Here is a 20,751-nt window from a genome sequence, read left to right as displayed (position 1 = left end):
CAGGCGCAACATCCGACACGACGCGCCGGGCGATCCCGGGAGGCCAGGTGCGACCGGGTACCGTCGCCGCATGAACGAGCGTCCCCGCGGCGACGGTGAGCCCGCGGAGGGCACGCCTGAGTACCACTGGCTGTACGGCGGCGGCGCCGACCCGTCCGGGCCCAAGCCCGACGAGACCCGGGTGATGCCCGCGATGTCGCGGCCGACCGACCAGCCGGCGGGCGCGCCCGGCGGGCGACCTGCCGCCCCGCAGGGCCGCGCGGGTTCGCCGCCGACCCCGCCGCCGGTGGCACCGGCCCCGGGCAAGGAGCGGACACCACGTCGCCGCGGCCCGCGCTTCTACTTCCGCATCGTGCTGGTGCTGCTCCTGCTGTGGGTGGCCTACCTGGTCGCCGTACCGCTCATCTCGTGGGGCAAGGTCGACAAGGTCAACTTCGAGCCCAAGGGCGACCGCCCGGCCGACCAGCCGGGCACGACGTACCTGATGGTCGGCAGCGACTCCCGCGCCGGCCTCACCAAGGCGCAGCGCAAGGAGTACGCGACCGGCAACGCCGCCGGCAAGCGCACCGACACGATCATGCTGCTGCACACCGGATCCGGGCCCAACCTGCTGATGTCGATCCCGCGCGACTCGCTTGTCAACGTCCCGGGACACGGCACCACGAAGATCAACGCCGCCTATGCGTACGGCGGCCCGAAGCTCCTCGTGAAGACCATCGAGCAGAGCACCGGCATCCGGATCGACCAGTACGCCGAGGTCGGCCTCGGAGGCGTCGTGAGCATGGTGGACGCGGTGGGCGGCATCGAGATCTGCCCGACCTTCAAGATGGTGGACCCGCTCGCGGGCCTGAACATCAAGAAGGGCTGCCAGGAGGCCAACGGCCGGGTCGCGCTCGCCTACGCGAGGTCCCGGCACACGGACCCGAGGTACGGCGACATCACCCGCGCGAAGCACCAGCGCGAGGTCGTCTCCGCGGTCGGCTCCGAGGTGATGTCTCCGTGGACCTTCGTCAACCCGTTCCGCTACTGGGACGTGATGATGGCGGTGCCCGACACGTTCAAGTTCGGCGAGGGGATGTCGCCCTTCGGCGCCGCCCGTTGGGCGCTGGCGATGACCCGCGTCAACGGCGACCAGGGCCTGACCTGCGGGGTGCCGATCTCCGACCTCGCCGTGCACTGGGATGCCGAGCGGTCGAAGCAGATGTTTGACTACATCAAGGAAGACAAGACCGACGACATCCCGAAGGGCCTCTGCACGCCCACGGGTCTGCCTAGGAGCGTTACGGGATGAACACCTTCGAGACCCTCCGCTGGGAGGTCGACACCGACGGCGTCGCCACCCTCACGCTCGACCGGCCCGACCACCTCAACGCCTTCGACCTGACGATGGCGGGCGAGCTCGAGCAGGTGTTCCGCGAGGACGCGTGGGACGACGCCGTACGCGCGGTCGTCGTGACGGGGGCCGGCCGGGCGTTCTGCGCCGGTATGGACCTCAACGCCACCGGCAACGTCTTCGGCCTCGACGAGTCGGTCTCCCCCACGCCCGCCGACTTCCGCGCGGCGTACGACGAGGCGCCGTACCAGGACGGCGTCCGCGACACCGGCGGCAAGGTGACGCTCGCGATCCACGCGCTGCCGAAGCCGGTGATCGCCGCGATCAACGGCCCGGCCGTCGGCATCGGCGCGACCATGACGCTCGCGATGGACCTGCGCCTGGCCTCGACGAAAGCGCGGATCGGCTTCGTGTTCGGCCGTCTGGGCATCGTCCCGGAAGCGGCGTCGAGCTGGTTCCTGCCGCGGATCGTCGGCATCCAGCAGGCGCTCGAGTGGGTCTACTCCGCCGACATCCTCACCGCTGACCAGGCACTCGCCGGCCGGCTGGTGCGCAGCCTGCACGAGCCGGACGACCTGGTGCCGGTGGCCCAGGAGCTCGCCCGGTCGTTCGTCGTCGACCGCTCCCCTGTCGCGCTCGGCCTCGCCAAGCGGCTGCTCTACCGCAACAGCGCCGCCGCCGACCCGCTCGAGGCGCACCTGTCCGACTCGCTCGCGATGTACTGGCAGTCCCTCGGCGACGGCAAGGAGGGCGTCGCCGCCTTCCTGGAGAAGCGCCCGCCGGTCTTCACCAGCTCGGTCACGGACCTGCCCAACGTCTTCTAGCGCGATGGTGCAGCGCCTGGCGGGTGCACGAGGGAGCTGGGCTCTGGTCGCGGCGAGCGGACCCGTCGCCGACACCGACACCGTCGTCGACATGCGCTTCGGTCTCGGTCCGCTTGCCCTGCGCATCCCCTGCCGGGTCGTCTATGTCGTTGACGAGCCCGAGCGGGCCGGGTTCGCCTACGGCACCCTGCCGGGCCACCCCGAGACCGGCGAGGAGCTCTTCCTGCTGTCGCGGCTCGGCGACGGGCCGCATCACCTTCACGCTCACCGCGTTCTCACGGCCGGCGACCAAGCTGGCGCGCCTCGGCGGGCCGGTGGCGCGCGGGCTGCAGAGCCGGGTCACCGACCGGTATCTGCGCGCCGCTGAAGCAGGCGTCAGTTAGCGGTCACCCAGGGTCGAGATCAGGTCGTCGAGCGAGCGCGCCTGCTCCGCCCCCCCACGGTGGACGATCAGCAGGTGACTGCCGGTTTCGGCAACATCCACCGCGACGGTCTGCGCACTGCTCATCGACGGAAGGACCCGGCGGACGACGAATCTCCCGTCATCGACTTCGCGACCCGCGGTCGTGTCATCGGGAGAGCTGGCCTCCGGCCCGGCGAAAACCGCGACCTGTCCGCCAGGAACAAGCCCGAGACAGGTATCGGACACCTCCCCGACCAGATACAGCGCCTCGGGGCCTTCAAGTGCCTTGAGGTCGGCACACCTGGCCGCTTCGGCACTCGGCCAGCCCTTCGCAAAAGCTGGCACAAACACCACTCTCGAATCGGGTTTTCCATCGCTCGACATGGCTAAACCATCTCCGTTCGTGGAAGGAGATCCGGTGCCCGAGGATGTGGGCACTACGACAGCCGCGCGGGTGCCACCATCTTCCGCAGAGCAAGAAGCTGAGCACGCCAGTATGAACAAGGCCGCGATTGCCGCGCTCCCCTGGCGAACCACGCGCGCACTAAGCACGAACCGTGCCCTCCTGGGCAAGCCAAGAGCGGTTAAGGAACGCACACAGGTCTGCGCCGCTCTGAGTCTCTTGGTTCGCGTTCGTGGTTGCCCCATGGGCGCGTGGCATCGCCACGGTCGTCACGGCGATCGGAATCGACAGCGATCCGAGCACCAAGGTACGACGGCTGAGCATCTGCGTCTCCTTCATCCCGAGATCACCACAGAGCGCGTCCCAGCAGGACTGTAGAACGTGCCCACGTTCTCACCGTAGTGGATCTCGTAAGGCCCGTCGATGGTTGTCCTATTGGCATCAACGGGGGCGGTAATGTAATTCCCGGACGAATCGGTGTTGCGCGCGGTGCGAGAGCCCGGCTTGTGGCACCACCGGACAGCGGATCCGTTCAGATTCTTGCGGTAAAAGTGGAAGTCCCAGAAAACAACGTTCCCGGATGCACGATCCGTGATTTTTCCAAGATAGGCAACTATGCACAGGCTGGCTCCGGTGCAGCTTTCCTTCCACCCATCTGCCTTCAGCGCGTTGGCGAACTGGGTTGCCGTCGGCCTGTCGGAGGCGTACGGCGTCCTGCTCCTGATGCCGTTGTTGCCCCCCGCCACGCCAGGAGTGCCGAACATCCCGGGCGAGTAGTTGGCGGCATAGCAGTAACAGTGGGAGATCGACTGGCGACTGCCGTTCCAGAACGAGAAGTCGTTCCATGAAGTGTAGTTCAGACTGCACGCGGTCGCGGCGGCCGCCATCACGGGTGCGTCACCTACAGCGCCGGAGATCACCGCGTCACGCAACTGGAGACCTGAACCCTCGTTCCTGGCTGACTCGATCGCTGGCGGCTGAACCGGGACGCTAGGGTCCGGCAGAAACCGACTCAGCGGCACGGGTTGTTGTGTGGCGCTCCACGGATCATTCAGTGTAGGTACTCGAAAGAATGACGGGAGTCCACGAGCGGAAACCCACCGCGCATCCTTTCCTTCCGCCCGAACCACATATCCTTTGAAGCCCAGCCCCGCGGGCGCTTGAGCGAGTGGAAGCAAATTGTCCCGCTCACTTTGAGCCAGCGAACGAAAATCTGCAATCTCGTCGTCGGCCAACACTCACCTTGGATTTCGATGTCCGGAGAAAATGTCCAGTTCAACTTCGATCATCGATGTTCCCCTCACAGACTTGCGGCTTCGAGTGCTGAGAATCTAGCGGCCGAGCGCGGCGAACGCTGCGACAAGCGGAGATCTCTACCCGACAGCGGCAGAAACTTGTCACGGGCGCCACAATTTCGTGGCCGTCGCCTCCGCGTGCCGGACTCTAGCCACCCAATGAGCGCAAGAAGAGACCGCCCAGTATTCGCTGGTGGGCCATCACTCCTTCACTCACCATGAACTTCCGGGCGCAGACTGGGTCGAGGCCTTCGAAGTAGCGGGTTCGGTGACTGGGCTAGCCAAGTGCGACTCCTCACGACCGCATCCACAGTTCCGCCGCCGACGTGACCAACGCGGCTACCGCCGGTCGCTGATCCGCTTGGCCTTGCCCAGCGAGCGCTCCAGCCCGTACGGCGCCAGCACCTCGACCCGGGCCGTGACACCGATCCGCTGCTTGATGCGCTCCTCGAGCCGGGCGCCGAGCCCCTCGTCGTACGACTCGGTGACGGCCTCGACCTGCACGGTCAGCTCGTCGAGGCTCCCCGGTCGCGTCAGGACGCAGAGGTAGTGCGGGGCCAGCCCCTCGACGGCGAGGATCTGCTCCTCGACCTGGCTCGGGAAGACGTTGACCCCGTGCACGATCATCATGTCGTCGGTGCGCCCGGTGACCTTCTCCATCCGCCGGAAGGCGGGGTACGCCGTGCCCGGCAGCAGCCGGGTCAGGTCGCGGGTGCGGTAGCGCACGACCGGCATCGCCTGCTTGGTGAGCGAGGTGAACACCAGCTCGCCGCGTTCCCCATCCGGCACCGGCTGGAGCGTGACGGGGTCGACGACCTCGGGCAGGAAGTGGTCCTCCCACACGTGCAGCCCGTCCTGCGTCTCCCCCGACTCCTGCGACACCCCCGGCCCCGTCACCTCGGACAGCCCGTAGATGTCGACGGCCCGGATCCCGGAGCGCTCCTCGACGGCACGCCGCATCTCATCGGTCCAGGGCTCGGCACCGAAGATGCCGATCTCGAGGCTCGTGCTCCGCGGGTCGATCCCCTGGCGGTCCATCTCGTCGAGGATCGCGAGGAAGTACGACGGCGTCACCATGATCACCCGCGGCCCGAAGTCGACGATCAGCTGGACCTGCCGCTCGGTCATCCCACCACTGACCGGCACCACCGTGCAGCCGAGCCGCTCCGCGCCGTAATGGGCGCCGAGGCCGCCGGTGAAGAGCCCGTAGCCGTAGGCGACGTGCACGAGATCCCCGGGCCTCCCGCCGGCCGCCCGGATCGAGCGGGCCATCAGCTCCGACCAGGTGTCAATGTCGCCCTGGGTGTAGCCGACCACCGTCGGCTTGCCCGTCGTGCCGCTCGAGGCGTGCACGCGCGCGACCTGCTCGCGCGGCACCGCGAACATGCCGAAGGGGTACTCGGCCCGCAGGTCCGCCTTCGTCGTGAACGGGAACCGCGCCAGATCGGCCAGCGACCCGAGATCGTCCGGGTGCACGCCCGCCTCGTCGAACGCGTGACGGTAGTGCGGCACCGCGTCGTACGCCGTGCGCAGCGTGGTCCGCAGGCGGTGTAGCTGGAGCGACTCCAGCTCGCCGCGGTCGAGGGGCGGGACCTCGCCGGTCACCCGGTCAGGCTAGAGGGTGCGTCCGAACAGGTCTCGCAGGACGTTGAAGTGCCGCTCGGTCCCGGCCTCGTCGTACGCCGATGTGTCGGCCATCGAGTAGCCGTGAGCGGCGCCCTCGTAGATCTCGTTGACGTGCTCGAGCCCGGCGTCCTGCAGGACCTGCTCGAGCGCCTCGACCTGCTCGATCGGCATCGAGGAGTCCTGGTCGGCGTGGCCGAAGGCGTACGCCGCGGTCGAGTTCGCGATCGCGAGGTGCGGGCTGTCGTCGGCGTCGGTCACCAGGCGACCACCGTGGAAGCCGCCGACGGCCGCGACGGTCCCGGGGTGCCACCCGGCGGTGCGTACGGCGAGCCGCGCGCCCATGCAGTAGCCCGTGACGCCGATCGGACCGTCCCCGGCGTGCTCCTCGAGCTCGGCGACCCAGGCCGCGGCATCCGTCCGGGCCAGCTCCGGCGTCAGACTGTCCACGCGGTCCATCACTCCGCCCGCGAAGAACTCCTGCCGCGCCCCGGCGTCACGGAGGTCGCCCTTCGGCGCCAGCTCGGCGGCGCCACCGTCGCGGTAGAAGACGTGCGGTGCGAGCACGACGTACCCCCAGGACGCGATCCGGTCGGCCATCTCCTCGATCTGCGGCCGCAGCCCGATCGCGTCGACGTAGAAGAGCACGCCCGGCTTGCCGGTTTCCCCGGTCAGGTAGGCGTGGGCGGTGCCGTCGGGCGTGGTGATCTCGATCGTCTGACCCATGTCAGCGACCGTAGCGCTGGACGAGATCGACTCACAGCGACGCGCCCTCGAACTTCTTGGTGAGGGTATCGATCAACTTGTCGTAATAGGCCGAGACCTTTTCATATGGGTAATCCTCGGCAGTCAGCAGCTCATTGACCTTGCCGACGTCGAACCCCATCGCTGCCGCGGCGACGTCCAGCCGTTCCAACTCGCCCAGGTCCTCCACCCAGGTCTCGAACTGGTACCTGACGTCACCCTTCGGGTTCTTGACGTAGCTCGAGATGTCTTCCGCGGTCACCTGTGCCACCGCGAGGAAGAAGTGCTTCAGCACCTCCATCCGGATCGTCTTGCCCTTGCCGATCTCCTTCAGGTCGTCTCCGAGCAGAGCCTCGGGATCCTTCTCATCGGACAACGCGTCCGATGACGGCGCAGCTGAGTCTGCCCGAATGAGCATCTCCGAGACCGCGAGCAACTCCTCCACCTCGGCATATTCGCTCTCCGAGAGGTGCGCGAGACCCTTCTTGTCCCTGAACACACCGCCCTCGTACGTGAGGTGCTGCTTGCTCTTCGTGGTGAAGATGAAGCTCTTGAGAGTGATGGGGTGATCGGCTTCCTCGGCATCGGGGTGCTTCGCCTTGCACTCGAAGAAGAGATGCAGGTGCGGACCCTCCTCCTTGCTTCCGTTCGGCCCCCACATGAAGGCTTGGAAGTTGTCCCCGCCCCCTTCGATCGAGTCGTTCCAGTACCTTCCCTCTGCGAAGGACACCCGAGGGAGGCCCTTCATCGCTCTCGGGGTCGTGCGCAGCGGCAGGATCGCGTGAGGGTCGGGCTTCTGCGTGACCTTGGCCAGGGCGGCGCCGACCTTGTCGCCCAACTCGTGCCGGATGGTCGCGAACGTCACGTCGCGGTCGATGTCGTCGTCGCCGGCGACCCCCTTCAGCTCGGAGATCTGCTCCGCCGAGAGCCGGACGCAGACCTTGCCGTGCTTGTCCGCTATCGGGAAGATCTCCGTTGCTCCCCGCCATCCCCACGTGATGCCGTCAAACTCGAATTCGTCTCCGGGATGGGTGGCCGCTTCGATAGCGAGGCCCTCGAAGTCGTCGAACGGCTTGATGACGACGTCATGCTCGCCGCTCTTCGGTGCGTTTCCCAATCGCATCCGATCGATGAAGTGGTAGTCGTTGACGTGAATGGTCGGAGCGTTCCTCACGGGAAGAAGCTTCAGGCGTCGGATCACCGGCTCGGACCGTGCCGGCAGACGCCGCAGGCTCTGATCTGGTTGCAAGGTGTGAGCAAGCTCGTGTGCGAGCACTCGCTCGCCTTCGGGCGTGTGGGGGGCGTACTGGCCGCGGCCGAAGAAGACGTCACGGCCGGTGGTGAAGGCACGCGCCCCGACGGATTGGCTGAGCTGAGCGGCGGAGGGACCGTCATGGACACGCACGTCGGCGAACGAGACGCCGAATCCTTCCTCCATGCGACGTCTCACCGGCGGCGCGAGGGCTTGCCCGTCAGGACGGAGCCCGTCGATTGCGCTGGCCGATTCGCTCGGCATGGCACCGCCCGAGAGGCCGATCGCCGCCGGCGGGGGCGACTGGTCTGCGAGGCGTCGCAGGTGAGTACATCCGGGATCATGCCGGTCGTCCGCCAACGCCGAGGTAGGAGCGATGCTCGACCTCCTCAGCCGGGCAAGGGCCTGGTCGGCTCGAAGATCGGCGTCCTTCTCGGCCTGATCCGCGGCGTCTCCCACGTGCATCGGGACGGGAGCTGCAGCGGCCGCGGCAGCCAGCGGCACGGGGTTCTCTGGAGACGACGTTCCCCCGGGTTGAGCCGGCACGACCTCCGCCACAGGACGGTCCGCCTCGGTAGGTGCGAGCTCGGGTCCCATAGCGCTACCTCTCCCTAGACCGACCAGCGAAAGAGTCCCCAGCCGACCATATGACGTGGCGCTGCATTCAGGTCGGCCTTTGGAGAACTGGCGACGTCGTGGCGCCGGCATTTCGCGATGGTGTGGCCGTGTGCGCGCAAGGGAACGGCGTCCTCGACTCTTACGCCGGCCCGGTCAGAGCTGCGACTGAATCCCCGCCAGCAGCTGCCGCGCCATCACGATCCGCTGCACCTGGTTGGTGCCCTCGTAGATCTGGGTGATCTTGGCATCGCGCATCATCCGCTCGACCGGGTAGTCGCGGGTGAAGCCGTAGCCGCCGAGCACTTGGACCGCGTCCGTGGTCACCTGCATCGCGACGTCGGAGGCGAAGCACTTGGCCGAGGCGCCGAAGAACGTGAGGTCCTTGTCGCCGCGCTCGGACTTGCCGGCGGCGGCGTACGTCAACTGGCGGGCGGCCTCGACCTTCATGCCCATGTCGGCGAGCAGGAACTGCAGGCCCTGGAAGTCGGCGATCGGCTTGCCGAACTGCTTGCGCTCCTGGGCGTAGCCGAGCGCATAGTCGAGGGCGCCCTGGGCGATGCCCACGGCCTGGGCGGCGATGGTGACCCGGGTGTGGTCGAGGGTGCGCATCGCGGTCTCGAAGCCGGTGCCCTCGGCACCGATGATCCGGTCGGCGGGGATCCGGACGTTGTCGAGGTAGACCTCGCGGGTCGGGCTGCCCTTGATGCCGAGCTTCTTCTCGGGAGCACCGAACGTGACACCCTCGTCGGACTTCTCGACGACGAAGGCCGAGATCCCCCGGCTGCGCTTCTCCGGGTCGGTCACGGCCATCACCGTGTAGTACTCCGAGACGCCGGCGTTGGTGATCCAGCGCTTCACTCCGTTGAGCACGTAGTGGTCACCGTCGCGGACGGCGCGGGTCTTCATCCCGGCGGCGTCGGAGCCGGCATCGGGCTCGGAGAGGCAGTACGAGAAGCCGCCCACACCGGCAGCGAGCTTGCCGAGGTAGTGCTCCTTGAGATCCTCCGAGCCGGCGAGCTGGACCGGCAGCGAGCCGAGCTTGTTGACGGCGGGGATCAGGCTGCTGCTCGCGCAGGCCCGGGCGACCTCCTCGATCACGATCACGGTCGCGAGGGCGTCGGCCCCGGCGCCGCCGTACTCCTCCGGCACATGAGGGGCGTGGAAGTCCGCGGCCACGAGCGCGTCGGCCGCCTCCTGGGGGTAGCGCGCGTTCTCGTCGACGTCGGCGGCGTACGGCGCGACCTTCGCGTCGCAGATCGCGCGGACGGCCTCGCGGACGGCCTGGTGCTCCTCGGAGAGGGCGAACATCGGGAACTCGGCGCTCATGGCGGGACCTCCGGGTTGAGAGAAACGGTACTGCGTACCATATACGCAGCACTCGATACCAACGAGGGAAGGGGTCCGATGGTCGCCGCTACTCACCGCCGCCTGGTCGACGCCGCGATGGCGCTCTTCGCCGAGCAGGGCTTCGACAGCACCAGCATCGAGGAGGTCGCCGCGCGCGCCGGCGTCGGACGCACGACGTTCTTCCGGCACTTCCCGACGAAGGAGGACGTCGTCTTCCCCGACCACCAGGGCCTCCTCCAGCGGGTCGACGCCCGACTGGCGACCGCGACCGCCGCAACCGGTCGGACGGCGCTCGAGGAGGCGACCAGCATCGTGCTGGAGCACTACTTGGCCGAGGGCGAGACGGCACGCCAGCGCTACCGACTGACGCGCACCGTCGCTCCGCTGCGCCACCGCGAGCTCGCCAGCGTGCACCGCTACTTCCGGCTGTTCAGCGGCCACCTGCGCCGCTGGCTCGGCGACCGGCCCGATGCGGCGCTGCTTGCCGAACTCACCGCCTCGTCGATCATCACCGCCCACAACCACGTGCTCCGCGGTTGGCTGCGCGGCGAGGTCGAGGATCCGCGAGTCGCGCTGACCGCCGTCCTGGAGCAGGCGTTGTCGCGTCTGCCGGGCGAGACCGCGACCGAGGCAGCACCGGTCACGGTCGTCGTCACCACCGGCAGCCGAGACGTAGAGACGATCCTGGGCGAGGTACGCCGCGCGCTCCTGGAACCGTGAGCGGGTGGCTGGACATGCGAACGCCCGGCCGGGGCAGAACCCGGCCGGGCGTCAGCAGTGCTACGTGGAGCTGAGTGCTACTTGACGACCTTGACGACGACCGTCTTGGCGGTGCTGCCGCCGAGGCTCTTCGTGCCGGCGTAGCTCACCTTGATCTTGTGCTTGCCGACCTTGAGCTTCTTGCTCAGCTTGATGACGGCCTTGCCCTTCTTGAGGGTGGCCTTGCCGACGACCTTCTTGCCCTCCTTGGCGACGACCTTGCCGGTGGGGACGGTGGCGCCCCAGCTCGTGCTGGCGGCCGTGACCTTCACCGAGGCGGCCTTGCCCTTCTTGACCTTCTTGGGGGCCTTCGCGGACAGGGTCGAGACCTGCTTGTTCAGGTTGATGTCGGTGATCTTCTGGACGGTCTCACCCGTCTTGAGGACACACGGGATGGCCACGTCGCCGAGGGTGGCGGACACCGCGGTGAACGTCAGCTTGCTGGGCATCGACACGGCAGTGAGGCCGGGGTCCGGGGTGGTGAACGCCGCGTTCTTGGCGCCGAGGACGTTCCAGATCTTGGTGCCGCCCGCGCCGTCGGTGAAGGTGGTCAGGGGCAGCGGAACGGGAAGCGGGTTCGCGCCCATCGACAGCGCGAAGTCGTCGCTGCGAGCGCTGCTGACGCCGTAGGTGCCGAGCGCACCGGCGATGGCCGCCGGAACGGTCGCCTTGACCGAGGTCAGGCTGAGCAGGTCCTTCTGCACGGGCGCGCCGGCCCAGAAGTCGGTGAGCGGGATGTCACCGGTGACCTCGACCGGGAGGTCGAACGACATGCTCGCGGCGGCGATGGTGCACGTGTAGTTGTTGGTGACGGTGACCGACGCGGCGTCGGCGGCGGACGAGCTCAGTCCGACCAGCGCACCAGCGGCGAGCGCAGTGGTGACGCCAACGGCGGCGGTACGAGCGGTGAGGTGACGAAGATTCATGAAAAGTGCTCCCTCCCGAGCAACTCGGCTGCGCTACCGGGCGGTAGCAGAGACGGCGGTCACACTAGCCCGACATCCGGGGCCGGGCTACCTATCCCCCGGAAACAGAGCATTTCCTCAGGATCGGAACCATCGGCCTAGGCTCGGAGCATGACGAAGTGGCAGGACCCGGCAGCGATCCGGTTCATGCTCGACGACTGTGAGACCTGGGCCGTCGTCGGGCTGTCCGGCGACCCGACCCGCACCGCGTACGCCATCGCCGCGCTCCTCCAGGGCCGCGGCAAGCGGATCGTCCCCATCCATCCGTCTGCGGCGACGGTGCTGGGCGAGGCCGGCTATCCGACCTTGGCCGACGTGCCCTTCCCGATCGACGTGGTCGACGTCTTCCGGCGCTCCGACGCGGCCGGCGGGTTCGCGGACCAGGCCGTGGCGGTCGGCGCACGGGCCGTGTGGTTCCAGCTGGGCGTCGTCGACGAGGCCGCGTTCGCGCGCACCGCGGCCGCCGGCGTACCGATGGTGATGGACACCTGCCCGGCGATCGAGTGGCGCAGGCGGGGTTGACGTGGACGGTCTCGGTTGGACGGTGCTGGCGCTCGTCTTCGTCGACGAGCTGCTCGCAGTCGCGGCATTCGGAGTGTGGGGCTGGGACCAGGACGCCTGGTGGCTCTGGGTGTGGTTGCTGCCGCTGGTCGCGATGGCTGCCTGGTTCCTGTTCGCGTCGCCGAAGGCGCAGTACGGCGGCACGCTGCGGCGTCCGGTCGTCAAGGTCGTGGTCTTCGGGCTGGCCTCGCTGGCGTTGTGGGATGCCGGGCACCCGACGTGGGCGCTCGCCCTCCTGGTCCTCTCCGTCGCCGTCAACGCCCTCGCCCAGATCCCCGCGATCGCCGACCTGGCGAAGGTGGAGTGATGGACGTCCGGGTGCCGCAGGGGCCGGGCCTCCCCGACGGGCTGGTGATCCCGGACGGTGACCTCGTCGAGCGGTTCAGCCGCTCCCCCGGCCCCGGCGGGCAGTCGGTGAACACCACCGACAGCCGGGTCGAGCTGGAGTACGACGTCAGCACCTCGACGGCGCTCACCGATGCGCAGCGGGCCCGTCTGCTCGCCCGGTTGTCGTCCCCGGTGCTCCGAGTGGTCGCCACCGAGCACCGCTCGCAGCACCGCAACCGGGTCGCCGCCCGCGAGCGCCTGGCCGACCAGCTGCGGACCGCGCTCGCCCCGCCGCCACCCCAGCGACGACCCACCAAGCCCACCCGCGGCTCGAAGGAGCGGCGGCTCGACGCCAAGAAGCAGCGCGGTGCGACCAAGTCGCTGCGCGGAAGGGTGCGCGACCCATGATCATCGTCAGCGGACACCTCAGCATGGACGCGGCCGCACGGCCGGCGTACCTCTCGGGATGCGTCGCCGTAGTCGACGCCGCTCGGCGGGCGCCCGGTTGTCTCGACTTCGCGGTGTGCGCCGACCCTCTCGACTCCGGCAGGGTCGTGGTCGTGGAGCGCTGGGAGTCGGCTGCGGCGGTCGAGGCCTTCCGCGGCAGCGGCCCGCGCGACGACCAGCAGGCGGTGATCACCGGCGCCGAGGTCGCGGAGTACGAGGTCGCGTCCTGGCGCTCGCTGACCGGTTGAGGCTCAGCGCGACGTGACGCTGCGCCAGCATGGGCATCGCGGCGATCAGCAGGTAGATGCCGGCGGTGGCCACAGCAGCAGGCTCATCACGACGAGCGGCAGGAAGCGTCCCCGTCCGCGATAGCCGGCGGCCAGGCCCGCGACCAGCCGCCGGGCCAGCCCCTGTGGACGGTCGAGACGTCGCACGGCGACTCCTGACGGGCGTGGACAAGGCGCCTCCGAGGAGCACCCAGCGCCACACCAGATACGTCGACCGGCCACGCCAGGCGGGCGCCTCGCCGGATCTCAGGCCGAGGCGCGGGCCCGGAGCAGGTGCGCTCCACCGGTCTCGGAGCCGGCCTGGCGACCGAGGAACCGCGCTCGGATCTGGGGTCGGCCCAGGTCCTCGACCTCACCGAAGCCCAGGTCTGCCAGCAGCGTGTGCAGCGCCTCCGTCTCGACTCCCGCCGAGAGCGGCTCCCCGACCTCGGCGACCCGCGCGATCAGGTCGGTCCGGTCGCTCAGCGCCTTCGCATCCAGTTGGTGCGTCGGGGTGGTGTAGTCGAAGACCACCTCCCCGCTGGGCACCGACGCGATCGCCATCAGGGTCGCCGTGACGGCCTCCCAGGTGAGGTAGGGCACGACCCCGAGCCAGAGGAAGAACGCCGGCGCGGTCGGGTCGAGGCCGGCCTCGACCAGCCGCGACATCAGGTCGTCGGACTCGAAGTCGACGCCGACGTACGTCACCGAGTCGGGTACGGCGATCCCGGCGTCCGCGAGCCGGTCGCGCTTCCAGGCCCCCGTCGCCGGGAAGTCGACCTCGAAGACCCGGGTCTCGGCGTGCGGGTTGCGGTAGGCGAAGGCGTCCAGGCCTGCCCCGAGCACCACGACCTGACGGGTGCCGCGCTCGACGGCAGTGGCCAGGGTGTCCTCGGCGAAGCGGTGCCGGGCTGCGATGAAGACCCGCAGCCGGGGCCGCTCGGTCGCTGCCGGGTCGGCGAGCGTCGCCTCGCGGTCGATGCCCAGGATCTGCCAGGCAAGCGGGTCCCGGAAGATCCGGCCGCCGTCGAGGTCCTGGTGGACCGCGCGGTGGACCGCGGACCCGAAGGCCGTCCGGCTCGGCTCTCCCTCACGCACGAGGGACAGTGTCGCGCACGGCGGCCACGAACTCACGCACGAGCGGATGCACCGGCGCCCCGGCGAGGGCGCCGATGTGCGGTTGGAACATGCTCACGACGTAGAACGGGTGGTCCGGGAAGTCCAGCAGCTCGGCGCCGGCGTCGTCCGCGGTCGCGCCCACGACGACACCGGCCTGCTCCAGCCGCGCCACGACCTCGGCCGTCGGCGCGTAGTTGCAGAAGTGCATCCCGGTGAACGGACCGTCGACCCAGCCGTCAAAGCGGGTGCCGGCCACGGGGGTCACCACGCGCTCCTCGCCGTACAGGCTGCACGCGAGCGCGGTGACCACGTTGTCGTCGGCCGGACCGTCCGACTCGGCATGGGTCGCGGACTCGTTGAGGATCGAGCGCACGAACTCGAGCACGGCGTACTGCATGCCGCCGCAGGAGCCGAGGAACGGGATGCCGCGCTCGCGGACGACCGTCAGCGCACGCAGCACTGCGGCGTCGTCGGCGTACGGCGAACCGGGGACGAGCCAGACCCCGTCGTACTCGCTGATGTCGAACGCCGAGTCGCTCGGCACCCAGGCCGTGTCGACGCCCAGCATCGGACGGAGCGCGTTGAGCTCCTGGTGGCTGCGATGCCCGCGGTCCTCGCCGAGCAGCGCGACCCGCTCAACCATCGTTGGCGGCCAGCCGCTCGAGCTCCTCGTCCACGATCGACGGGTCGAGCTTGGTGAAGATCGGCGACGGCTTCTCGATCGGCGTGCCCGGCACGAGCAGCTTGCGCCCCCACGCCGGCACGGCGGTGTAGTCACCGGTGATGATCGGGTACGGCGCGCCGCCGTCGAGGTCCTCGACCTCCTCGATGCGCGGCATCGGTGCGATGTCGCCGGCACCACCGAGGGCCTTGTCGACCTCGTTGGCCGCGAAGGGCAGGAACGGGCTGAGGATCAAATTGAGGTCGGCCACGCACTGCGCCATCACCGACAGGATCGTGGCGAGCCGCTCGCGGTCGGCCGGATCCTTGGCGAGCTTCCAGGGCTCGGAGTCCGACACGTACTTGTTGACCTCGGCCACCGTCCGCATCGCCTCGGTGATCGCCTGCTTCTGGCGGTGCCGGGCAATCAGGTCGCCGACGGTGTCGAACGCCGCAGCCACCGTGTCGAGGATCGTCTGGTCCTCGGTCGTGAGCTCGCCGGCCTTCGGGAGCTCGCCGAAGTTCTTCGAGATGAGCGTGGCCGTGCGGTTGACCAGGTTGCCCCAGCCGGCGACCAGCTCGTCGTTGGTACGCCGGACGAACTCCGCCCAGGTGAAGTCGGAGTCCTGGTTCTCCGGTCCAGCCGCCGCGACGAAGTAGCGGAACGCGTCGGGCTGGTAGCGGCTGAGCAGATCGCGCACGTAGATGACGACGCGCTTGGAGGAGGAGAACTTCTTGCCCTCCATGGTCAGGAACTCGCTCGAGACGACCTCGGTCGGGAGGTTGAGCACGCCGTACTCATGGACCGTGCCCCCCTTGGCGCCCTGGCCGGAGTAGGCCAGCAGCTCGGCCGGCCAGATCTGGCTGTGGAAGGTGATGTTGTCCTTGCCCATGAAGTAGTAGGACAGGGCCTCCGGGTCGTTCCACCACTCGCGCCAGCGGTCCGGCTCTCCCAGGCGACGCGCCCACTCGATGGACGCGGAGAGGTAGCCGATGACGGCGTCGAACCAGACGTAGAGCTTCTTGGTGGGGTTCTCGCGCCAGCCGTCGAGCGGGATCGCGATGCCCCAGTCGATGTCGCGGGTCATCGCCCGCGGGCGGATCTCCTTGAGGATGTTCTGGCTGAACCGGATCACGTTGGGCCGCCAGGTCTCGGACGCGGCGCGCTCGTCGAGCCACTCCGCCAGCGCGTCGGCCAGGGCCGGCAGGTCGAGGAAGAAGTGCTGGGTCTCGATGAACTCCGGCGGCTGCCCGTCGATCTTGGACACCGGGTTGATCAGGTCCTGGGGGTCGAGCTGGTTCCCGCAGTTGTCGCACTGGTCGCCGCGCGCGCCGTCGTACCCGCAGATCGGGCAGGTGCCCTCGATGTAGCGGTCGGGCAGCGTGCGGCCCGTGGACGGCGAGATCGCGCCGTACGTCGTCTGCTCGACGAAGTAGCCGTTCTCGTAGACACCCAGGAACATCTGCTGCACGACGGCGTGGTGGTTGCGCGCCGAGGTGCGCGTGTAGAGGTCGTAGGTCAGGCCGAGGGATGCGAGGTCCTCGGCGATGATCCGGTGGTTCTGGTCGGCCAGCTCCTGGGGAGTCATCCCGGCCTCGCCGGCGGCGATCAGGATGGGCGTGCCGTGCTCGTCGGAGCCGGAGACCATGAGCACGTCGTGGCCCGCCATCCGCATGTACCGACTGAAGACGTCGGAGGGCACACCAAAACCGGCGACGTGGCCGATGTGGCGCGGGCCGTTTGCGTACGGCCAGGCGACGGCGGACAGAACTTTGCTCATGGGTCAATCCTAGGGATGCGTCGCGAGTGGTACGTCCTCGGTCGCGGAGTGCCCGGTGGTTGAGGTGCGAGCCGCGCCAGCGGCGAGCCTCGAAACCACCATCACCCTCGACTAGCGTCGCTCCCATGGCGACCCTCATCGCGGAGGACCTGCTCCTCCTGTTGCTCGATGACGCGAGCGGCAAGCTCACGGCGACGGCGTACCCGCAGACCGTCCTGGGCGGTGCGCTCCTGATCGAGCTGGCCCTCACCGGTGCCGTCGAGATCGAGGAGAAGTCCGGCGTCTGGAAGACCGCCAAGGTGCACCCCGCCCCGGACGCCGCCCCGCAGGACGACGTGCTGCGAGCCGGCTACGACCTCCTCGCCGAGAAGGAGCGCGGGGCCCAGGACCTCGTCGACCGCCTGGGCAAGCGTCTCAAGGACCAGCTCGCCGACCGCCTCGCCGCTCGACGCCGCGCGCTCACCGCAACGCTCGTCAGCGGCGCCGAGCCGGACCAGCGCACCGCCGCCCTGGTGGCGATCCTGTCCGCCATCGACAAGGCCCACAAGGTCGTTGACCACCAGGGCATGTCGTCACGCGACGTGCGCAAGCGCGCCAAGCAGATCAGCGAGGGCGCCTGGGCCGCCGAGGCGGTCCGGGACGCCATCACCGCGTCGGTCGCCGCGATCGGTGCCGTGGCCGCCGGAGCAGCGGTGGCGAGTTCCGGAAGCTGAGACTCGCGCCCGCCGAGTCAGCTGAAGTCGAGGTCCTCGGTGCGGCTGCGCTTGAGCTCGTAGAAGTGCTCGAAGGCCGACAGCGTGATGAACGCGTCCCACATCCGACCGGCATCCTCGCCCCGCGGCGCCTTGCCGATCACCGGTCCGAAGAACGCGCGTCCCTCGAACGCGATGGTCGGCGTACCGACCTCGTTGCCCACCTGGTCCATGCCGAGGTGGTGCGACTTCGCGATCGCGTCGTCGTATGACGAGTCGTCCATCGCGTCCGCGAAGCTGACGTCGAGACCTGCCTCGGCGAGGGCCGCCTCGATCATCGCGCGGTCCTTGTCCTGCTTCTCGACGTGGATGCGCGTGCCCATCGCGGTGTAGAGCGGGAGCAGCGCCTCCTTGCCGTGCTTCTGCTCGACGGCCATCAGCACCCGCACCGGCTGCCACGCGGTCTTGAGGAACTCCCGGTACTCCTCCGGGATGTCCTTGTCCTGGTTGAGGTAGGCGAGGCTCATGATGTGCCACGTCACCTCGATGTCGCGGACCTTCTCGACCTCGAGGATCCAACGCGAGGTGATCCAGGCGAACGGGCAGGCGGGGTCGAACCAGAAGTCGGCGTTGGTCTTCGGCGCAGTGCTCATACAGGTGCAAACCCGTCGGTGAGCGAACTATTCCCGCGCGCTTTTCGTCGGTATCACCCCGAGTGGCAGGATGCTTCGCATGCCTGGAACCAACCTGACCAGGGACGAGGCCGCCACCCGCGCCGCCCTCCTGGACGTCACGTCGTACTCCATCGACCTGGATCTCACGACCGGCGACAAGACATTCGGCTCGACCACCACGATCCGGTTCACCGCATCCGAGCCCGGCGCCGAGACCTTTGCCGACCTCGTCGACGCGATCGTCCACGAGATCACCCTCAACGGGGTCTCGCTCGACCCCGCGACGGCGTACGCCGACAGCCGGATCACGCTGCCGGGCCTGCAGGCCGACAACGAGCTCGTCGTCCGCGCCGACTGCACCTACTCGCACACCGGCGAGGGCCTGCACCGCTTCGTCGATCCGGTCGATGGCCGGGTCTACCTCTACTCGCAGTTCGAGGTGCCGGACGCCCGTCGTGTGTTCACCACGTTCGAGCAGCCCGACCTCAAGGCACCGTTCACCTTCAACGTGACCGCTCCAGACCACTGGAAGGTCGTCTCCAACTCTCCCTCGCCCGAGCCGGAGCCGCTCGACGAGGCCGACGAGAGCGGCAAGGCCGTGTGGCGGTTCGCACCGACCAAGCCGATGTCGACGTACATCACGGCGGTCGTCGCCGGTGAGTACCACGAGGTCCAGCACGTCTACCACGGCAAGCACGGCGACATCCCGCTCGGCCACTACTGCCGTCAGTCCCTCGTCGAGCACCTCGACGTCGATGTGCTGGTGGAGCTGACGCAGCAGAGCTTCGCCTTCTTCGAGGAGCAGTTCGACTACCCGTACCCCTTCGGCAAGTACGACCAGCTCTACGTGCCGGAGTACAACATGGGCGCGATGGAGAACGCGGGCTGCGTGACGCTGCGCGACGAGTACCTCCCCCGCAGCCGCCAGCCGCGCTCGTTCTACGAGTTCCGCGCCTCCGTCATCACCCACGAGATGGCGCACATGTGGTTCGGCAACCTGGTCACCATGCAGTGGTGGGACGACCTGTGGCTCAACGAGTCGTTCGCCGAGTGGGCCTGCTACTGGTGCGAGGCCGAGGCCACCGAGTACACCGATGCCTGGACCGGCTTCACCAACGCCCGTAAGCAGACCGGCTACCGCGCCGACCAGCTGCCGAGCACGCACCCGATCGCCGCCGACAACGTCGACCTGCACGCCGTCGAGGTCAACTTCGACATGATCACCTACGCCAAGGGCGCGTCGGTGCTCAAGCAGCTCGTCGCGTGGGTCGGGCTCGACCCGTTCCTCGCCGGCCTGCGTCAGTACTTCAAGGACCACGAGTTCGGCAACGCCACGTTCGCCGACCTACTGGTGGCGCTGGAGAAGTCGTCCGGTCGCGAGCTGGAGGGCTGGGCCCAGGAGTGGCTCCAGACCGCCGGCGTCAACACCCTCACGCCGTCCTTCGAGCTCGGCGCCGACGGCACGTACGGCGCCTTCCGGATCCTCCAGACCGCCGCCCCCGAGCAGCCGACCCTGCGCCGGCACCGACTCGGCATCGGCCTGTACGACGCTGTGCCCGGCTCTGGGGCGAACGGTCGCCTGGTGCTCCGCGAGTACATCGAGGTCGACGTCGAAGGCGCCGAGACCGTCGTCGCGGAGCTGGCCGGCAAGCAGCAACCGGACCTGCTGCTGCTCAACGACCAGGACCACGCGTTCGCGAAGATCCGGCTCGACGAGCGCTCGCTCGCGACCGTGACGGCCGGGCTCTCCAAGCTCGACGACTCGCTCGCCCGCGCTCTCGTGTGGAGCTCGGCCTGGGACATGACCCGCGACGCCGAGATGTCGGCCACCGACTTCGTCCGCCTCGTGCTCGCCAACATCGGCGCCGAGACGGACGCATGGGGCGTCACCCGGATCCCGACGTACGCCGCGCTCGCGGTCAACGCCTACAGCGCGCCCGAGCACCGGGGAGCACTGCGCGCCGAGTGGGAGTCGGGCCTGCGCGAACTGCTGCTCGCCGCCGACCCGGGCAGCGACCACCAGCTGACCTTCACGCGGTCGTACGCCGCGGCCGCGCACAGCGACCAGGCGTTCGCCGACCTCGAGGGGCTGCTCGACGGCACCTGGGCGGTCGAGGGCCTGGCGGTCGACCAGGACCTGCGCTGGGCGCTCGTCACCGCGCTCGCCGCGGCCGGCCGCTCGGGAGAGGCCCTGATCGCGGCCGAGCTCGGGCGCGACAAGACGATCGCCGGCAAGGAGAAGGCCGCCGCCGCCCGCGTCGCGCAGCCCACTGCCGAGGCCAAGGCCGAGGGCTGGCGGGCGATCCTCGACCCCGGTACGCCCAACGAGACCTGCCGGGAGATGGTGTTCTCGATCTTCCGGTACGGCCAGGAGGACGTGATCGCGCCGTACCTCGAGCAGTACCTCGAGGCGGCCGACACCGTCATCGACACCCTCGGCTTCCACAAGGGCTCCGTCGTGCTGGAGTTCGGGTTCCCGAAGGCGCTCGGCTCCCCCGAGCTGATCGAGCGCGTGGACGCTTGGCTGGCCGGCACCGACGCCCCCAAGGGTGCCGTGCGCTACGTCAACGAGGGCCGGGCCGACGTCGCCCGCGCCCTGGCCGCCCAGGCGAGGGACGCACAAGCCTGACAACCGCCGAGTCGGCGCAAAGTGACCCC

At 68.9% G+C, this 20,751-nt stretch carries 22 protein-coding genes and 1 pseudogene; 11 read left to right on the top strand and 12 right to left on the bottom strand.

Annotated elements, in window-relative coordinates:
- Positions 1 to 70: 70 nt before the first annotated feature.
- From ABEA33_RS07450 to ABEA33_RS07435, 4 genes and pseudogenes are all read left to right on the top strand, one after another.
- Positions 71 to 1,291 carry an LCP family protein gene (locus tag ABEA33_RS07450; protein ID WP_345526101.1) on the top strand — a complete coding sequence of 407 codons (1,221 nt, stop codon included), beginning with the start codon at positions 71 to 73 and terminating at the stop codon, positions 1,289 to 1,291.
- Positions 1,288 to 2,157 carry a crotonase/enoyl-CoA hydratase family protein gene (locus ABEA33_RS07445; RefSeq protein ID WP_345526100.1) on the top strand — a complete coding sequence of 290 codons (870 nt, stop codon included), beginning with the start codon at positions 1,288 to 1,290 and terminating at the stop codon, positions 2,155 to 2,157. The genes ABEA33_RS07450 and ABEA33_RS07445 overlap by 4 nt, the downstream gene beginning before the upstream one ends.
- Positions 2,132 to 2,344: pseudogene (locus tag ABEA33_RS07440) on the top strand (DUF1990 family protein); the annotation flags it as partial. The gene ABEA33_RS07445 and the pseudogene ABEA33_RS07440, both read left to right, overlap by 26 nt.
- The gene (locus ABEA33_RS07435; RefSeq protein WP_425577356.1) at positions 2,301 to 2,540 is read left to right on the top strand and encodes a DUF1990 family protein; all 240 of its coding nucleotides are present in this window, start codon (positions 2,301 to 2,303) and stop codon (positions 2,538 to 2,540) included. The pseudogene ABEA33_RS07440 and the gene ABEA33_RS07435, both read left to right, overlap by 44 nt.
- On the opposite strand, the gene ABEA33_RS07430 is transcribed toward ABEA33_RS07435, so the two are convergent.
- The 6 genes from ABEA33_RS07430 to ABEA33_RS07405 form a co-directional block, all read right to left on the bottom strand.
- Positions 2,537 to 2,944, bottom strand: a complete 408-nt coding sequence (locus ABEA33_RS07430; RefSeq protein WP_345526099.1) for a hypothetical protein — start codon at positions 2,942 to 2,944, stop codon at positions 2,537 to 2,539. The two genes, ABEA33_RS07435 and ABEA33_RS07430, sit on opposite strands and share 4 nt — an antisense overlap.
- Positions 2,945 to 3,298: 354 nt before the next feature.
- Positions 3,299 to 4,198: a hypothetical protein gene (locus tag ABEA33_RS07425; protein WP_345526098.1), complete on the bottom strand. Its 900-nt coding sequence runs from the start codon at positions 4,196 to 4,198 to the stop codon at positions 3,299 to 3,301.
- A 399-nt stretch (positions 4,199 to 4,597) separates the two neighbouring features.
- Complete coding sequence (paaK, locus tag ABEA33_RS07420; protein WP_345526097.1) at positions 4,598 to 5,863, bottom strand: phenylacetate--CoA ligase PaaK; 1,266 nt, start codon at positions 5,861 to 5,863, stop codon at positions 4,598 to 4,600.
- Between the two features lie 9 nt (positions 5,864 to 5,872).
- Positions 5,873 to 6,607, bottom strand: coding sequence for a dienelactone hydrolase family protein (locus ABEA33_RS07415; protein WP_345526096.1), 735 nt, complete (start codon positions 6,605 to 6,607; stop codon positions 5,873 to 5,875).
- A gap of 31 nt (positions 6,608 to 6,638) precedes the next feature.
- Complete coding sequence (locus ABEA33_RS07410; protein WP_345526095.1) at positions 6,639 to 8,474, bottom strand: eCIS core domain-containing protein; 1,836 nt, start codon at positions 8,472 to 8,474, stop codon at positions 6,639 to 6,641.
- Positions 8,475 to 8,648: 174 nt separating this feature from the next.
- Positions 8,649 to 9,821 carry an acyl-CoA dehydrogenase family protein gene (locus ABEA33_RS07405; RefSeq protein WP_345526094.1) on the bottom strand — a complete coding sequence of 391 codons (1,173 nt, stop codon included), beginning with the start codon at positions 9,819 to 9,821 and terminating at the stop codon, positions 8,649 to 8,651.
- Between the two features lie 78 nt (positions 9,822 to 9,899).
- On the opposite strand from ABEA33_RS07405, the gene ABEA33_RS07400 reads away from it, so the two are divergent.
- Positions 9,900 to 10,562, top strand: coding sequence for a TetR/AcrR family transcriptional regulator (locus tag ABEA33_RS07400; RefSeq protein ID WP_345526093.1), 663 nt, complete (start codon positions 9,900 to 9,902; stop codon positions 10,560 to 10,562).
- Positions 10,563 to 10,639: 77 nt separating this feature from the next.
- On the opposite strand, the gene ABEA33_RS07395 is transcribed toward ABEA33_RS07400, so the two are convergent.
- Positions 10,640 to 11,527 (bottom strand): Ig-like domain repeat protein, encoded by an 888-nt coding sequence (locus ABEA33_RS07395; RefSeq protein WP_345526092.1) that lies wholly within the window; start codon positions 11,525 to 11,527, stop codon positions 10,640 to 10,642.
- 150 nt (positions 11,528 to 11,677) lie between these two features.
- Here ABEA33_RS07395 and ABEA33_RS07390 point away from each other — a divergent pair, with 150 nt between their 5' ends.
- Genes ABEA33_RS07390 through ABEA33_RS07375 form a run of 4 tightly spaced genes read left to right on the top strand, consistent with a single transcriptional unit; the run spans position 11,678 to position 13,149 of the window.
- A complete protein-coding gene (locus tag ABEA33_RS07390) occupies positions 11,678 to 12,088 on the top strand; it encodes a CoA-binding protein (protein WP_345526091.1) in 411 nt (136 codons plus the stop codon).
- A 1-nt stretch (position 12,089) separates the two neighbouring features.
- Positions 12,090 to 12,434: a DUF2568 domain-containing protein gene (locus tag ABEA33_RS07385; protein ID WP_345526090.1), complete on the top strand. Its 345-nt coding sequence runs from the start codon at positions 12,090 to 12,092 to the stop codon at positions 12,432 to 12,434.
- The gene (arfB, locus tag ABEA33_RS07380; protein ID WP_345526089.1) at positions 12,434 to 12,862 is read left to right on the top strand and encodes an alternative ribosome rescue aminoacyl-tRNA hydrolase ArfB; all 429 of its coding nucleotides are present in this window, start codon (positions 12,434 to 12,436) and stop codon (positions 12,860 to 12,862) included. Before ABEA33_RS07385 ends, arfB begins: the two co-directional genes overlap by 1 nt.
- The gene (locus ABEA33_RS07375) at positions 12,859 to 13,149 is read left to right on the top strand and encodes a putative quinol monooxygenase (RefSeq protein ID WP_345526088.1); all 291 of its coding nucleotides are present in this window, start codon (positions 12,859 to 12,861) and stop codon (positions 13,147 to 13,149) included. The genes arfB and ABEA33_RS07375 overlap by 4 nt, the downstream gene beginning before the upstream one ends.
- Positions 13,150 to 13,194: 45 nt before the next feature.
- On the opposite strand, the gene ABEA33_RS07370 is transcribed toward ABEA33_RS07375, so the two are convergent.
- The 4 genes from ABEA33_RS07370 to metG all read right to left on the bottom strand — a co-directional run bounded on the left by ABEA33_RS07370 (position 13,195) and on the right by metG (position 16,727).
- Positions 13,195 to 13,335: a hypothetical protein gene (locus tag ABEA33_RS07370; protein ID WP_345526087.1), complete on the bottom strand. Its 141-nt coding sequence runs from the start codon at positions 13,333 to 13,335 to the stop codon at positions 13,195 to 13,197.
- 99 nt (positions 13,336 to 13,434) lie between these two features.
- On the bottom strand, positions 13,435 to 14,265 hold the full coding sequence (locus ABEA33_RS07365) for a class I SAM-dependent methyltransferase (RefSeq protein ID WP_345526086.1): 831 nt from the start codon (positions 14,263 to 14,265) through the stop codon (positions 13,435 to 13,437).
- Positions 14,258 to 14,929: a glutamine amidotransferase-related protein gene (locus tag ABEA33_RS07360; RefSeq protein WP_345526085.1), complete on the bottom strand. Its 672-nt coding sequence runs from the start codon at positions 14,927 to 14,929 to the stop codon at positions 14,258 to 14,260. The genes ABEA33_RS07365 and ABEA33_RS07360 overlap by 8 nt, the downstream gene beginning before the upstream one ends.
- Entirely contained in the window at positions 14,922 to 16,727 is a 1,806-nt protein-coding gene (gene metG / locus ABEA33_RS07355) for a methionine--tRNA ligase (protein WP_345526084.1), read from the bottom strand. The genes ABEA33_RS07360 and metG overlap by 8 nt, the downstream gene beginning before the upstream one ends.
- 125 nt (positions 16,728 to 16,852) lie before the next feature.
- Between metG and ABEA33_RS07350 the strand changes: the two genes are divergently transcribed.
- On the top strand, positions 16,853 to 17,440 hold the full coding sequence (locus ABEA33_RS07350; protein ID WP_345526083.1) for a GOLPH3/VPS74 family protein: 588 nt from the start codon (positions 16,853 to 16,855) through the stop codon (positions 17,438 to 17,440).
- A gap of 17 nt (positions 17,441 to 17,457) precedes the next feature.
- Here ABEA33_RS07350 and ABEA33_RS07345 read toward each other — a convergent pair whose 3' ends face one another.
- Positions 17,458 to 18,072 carry a mycothiol-dependent nitroreductase Rv2466c family protein gene (locus ABEA33_RS07345; protein ID WP_345526081.1) on the bottom strand — a complete coding sequence of 205 codons (615 nt, stop codon included), beginning with the start codon at positions 18,070 to 18,072 and terminating at the stop codon, positions 17,458 to 17,460.
- A 79-nt stretch (positions 18,073 to 18,151) separates the two neighbouring features.
- On the opposite strand from ABEA33_RS07345, the gene pepN reads away from it, so the two are divergent.
- Positions 18,152 to 20,722 (top strand): aminopeptidase N, encoded by a 2,571-nt coding sequence (pepN, locus tag ABEA33_RS07340; RefSeq protein WP_345526080.1) that lies wholly within the window; start codon positions 18,152 to 18,154, stop codon positions 20,720 to 20,722.
- Positions 20,723 to 20,751 lie beyond the last annotated feature (29 nt).

It is taken from the genome of Nocardioides endophyticus, from assembly GCF_039543845.1.
Lineage (GTDB): Bacteria > Actinomycetota > Actinomycetes > Propionibacteriales > Nocardioidaceae > Nocardioides > Nocardioides endophyticus.
Note: the sequence above shows the minus strand (reverse complement) of the source record. Positions and strands in the feature narration are given on the sequence as shown.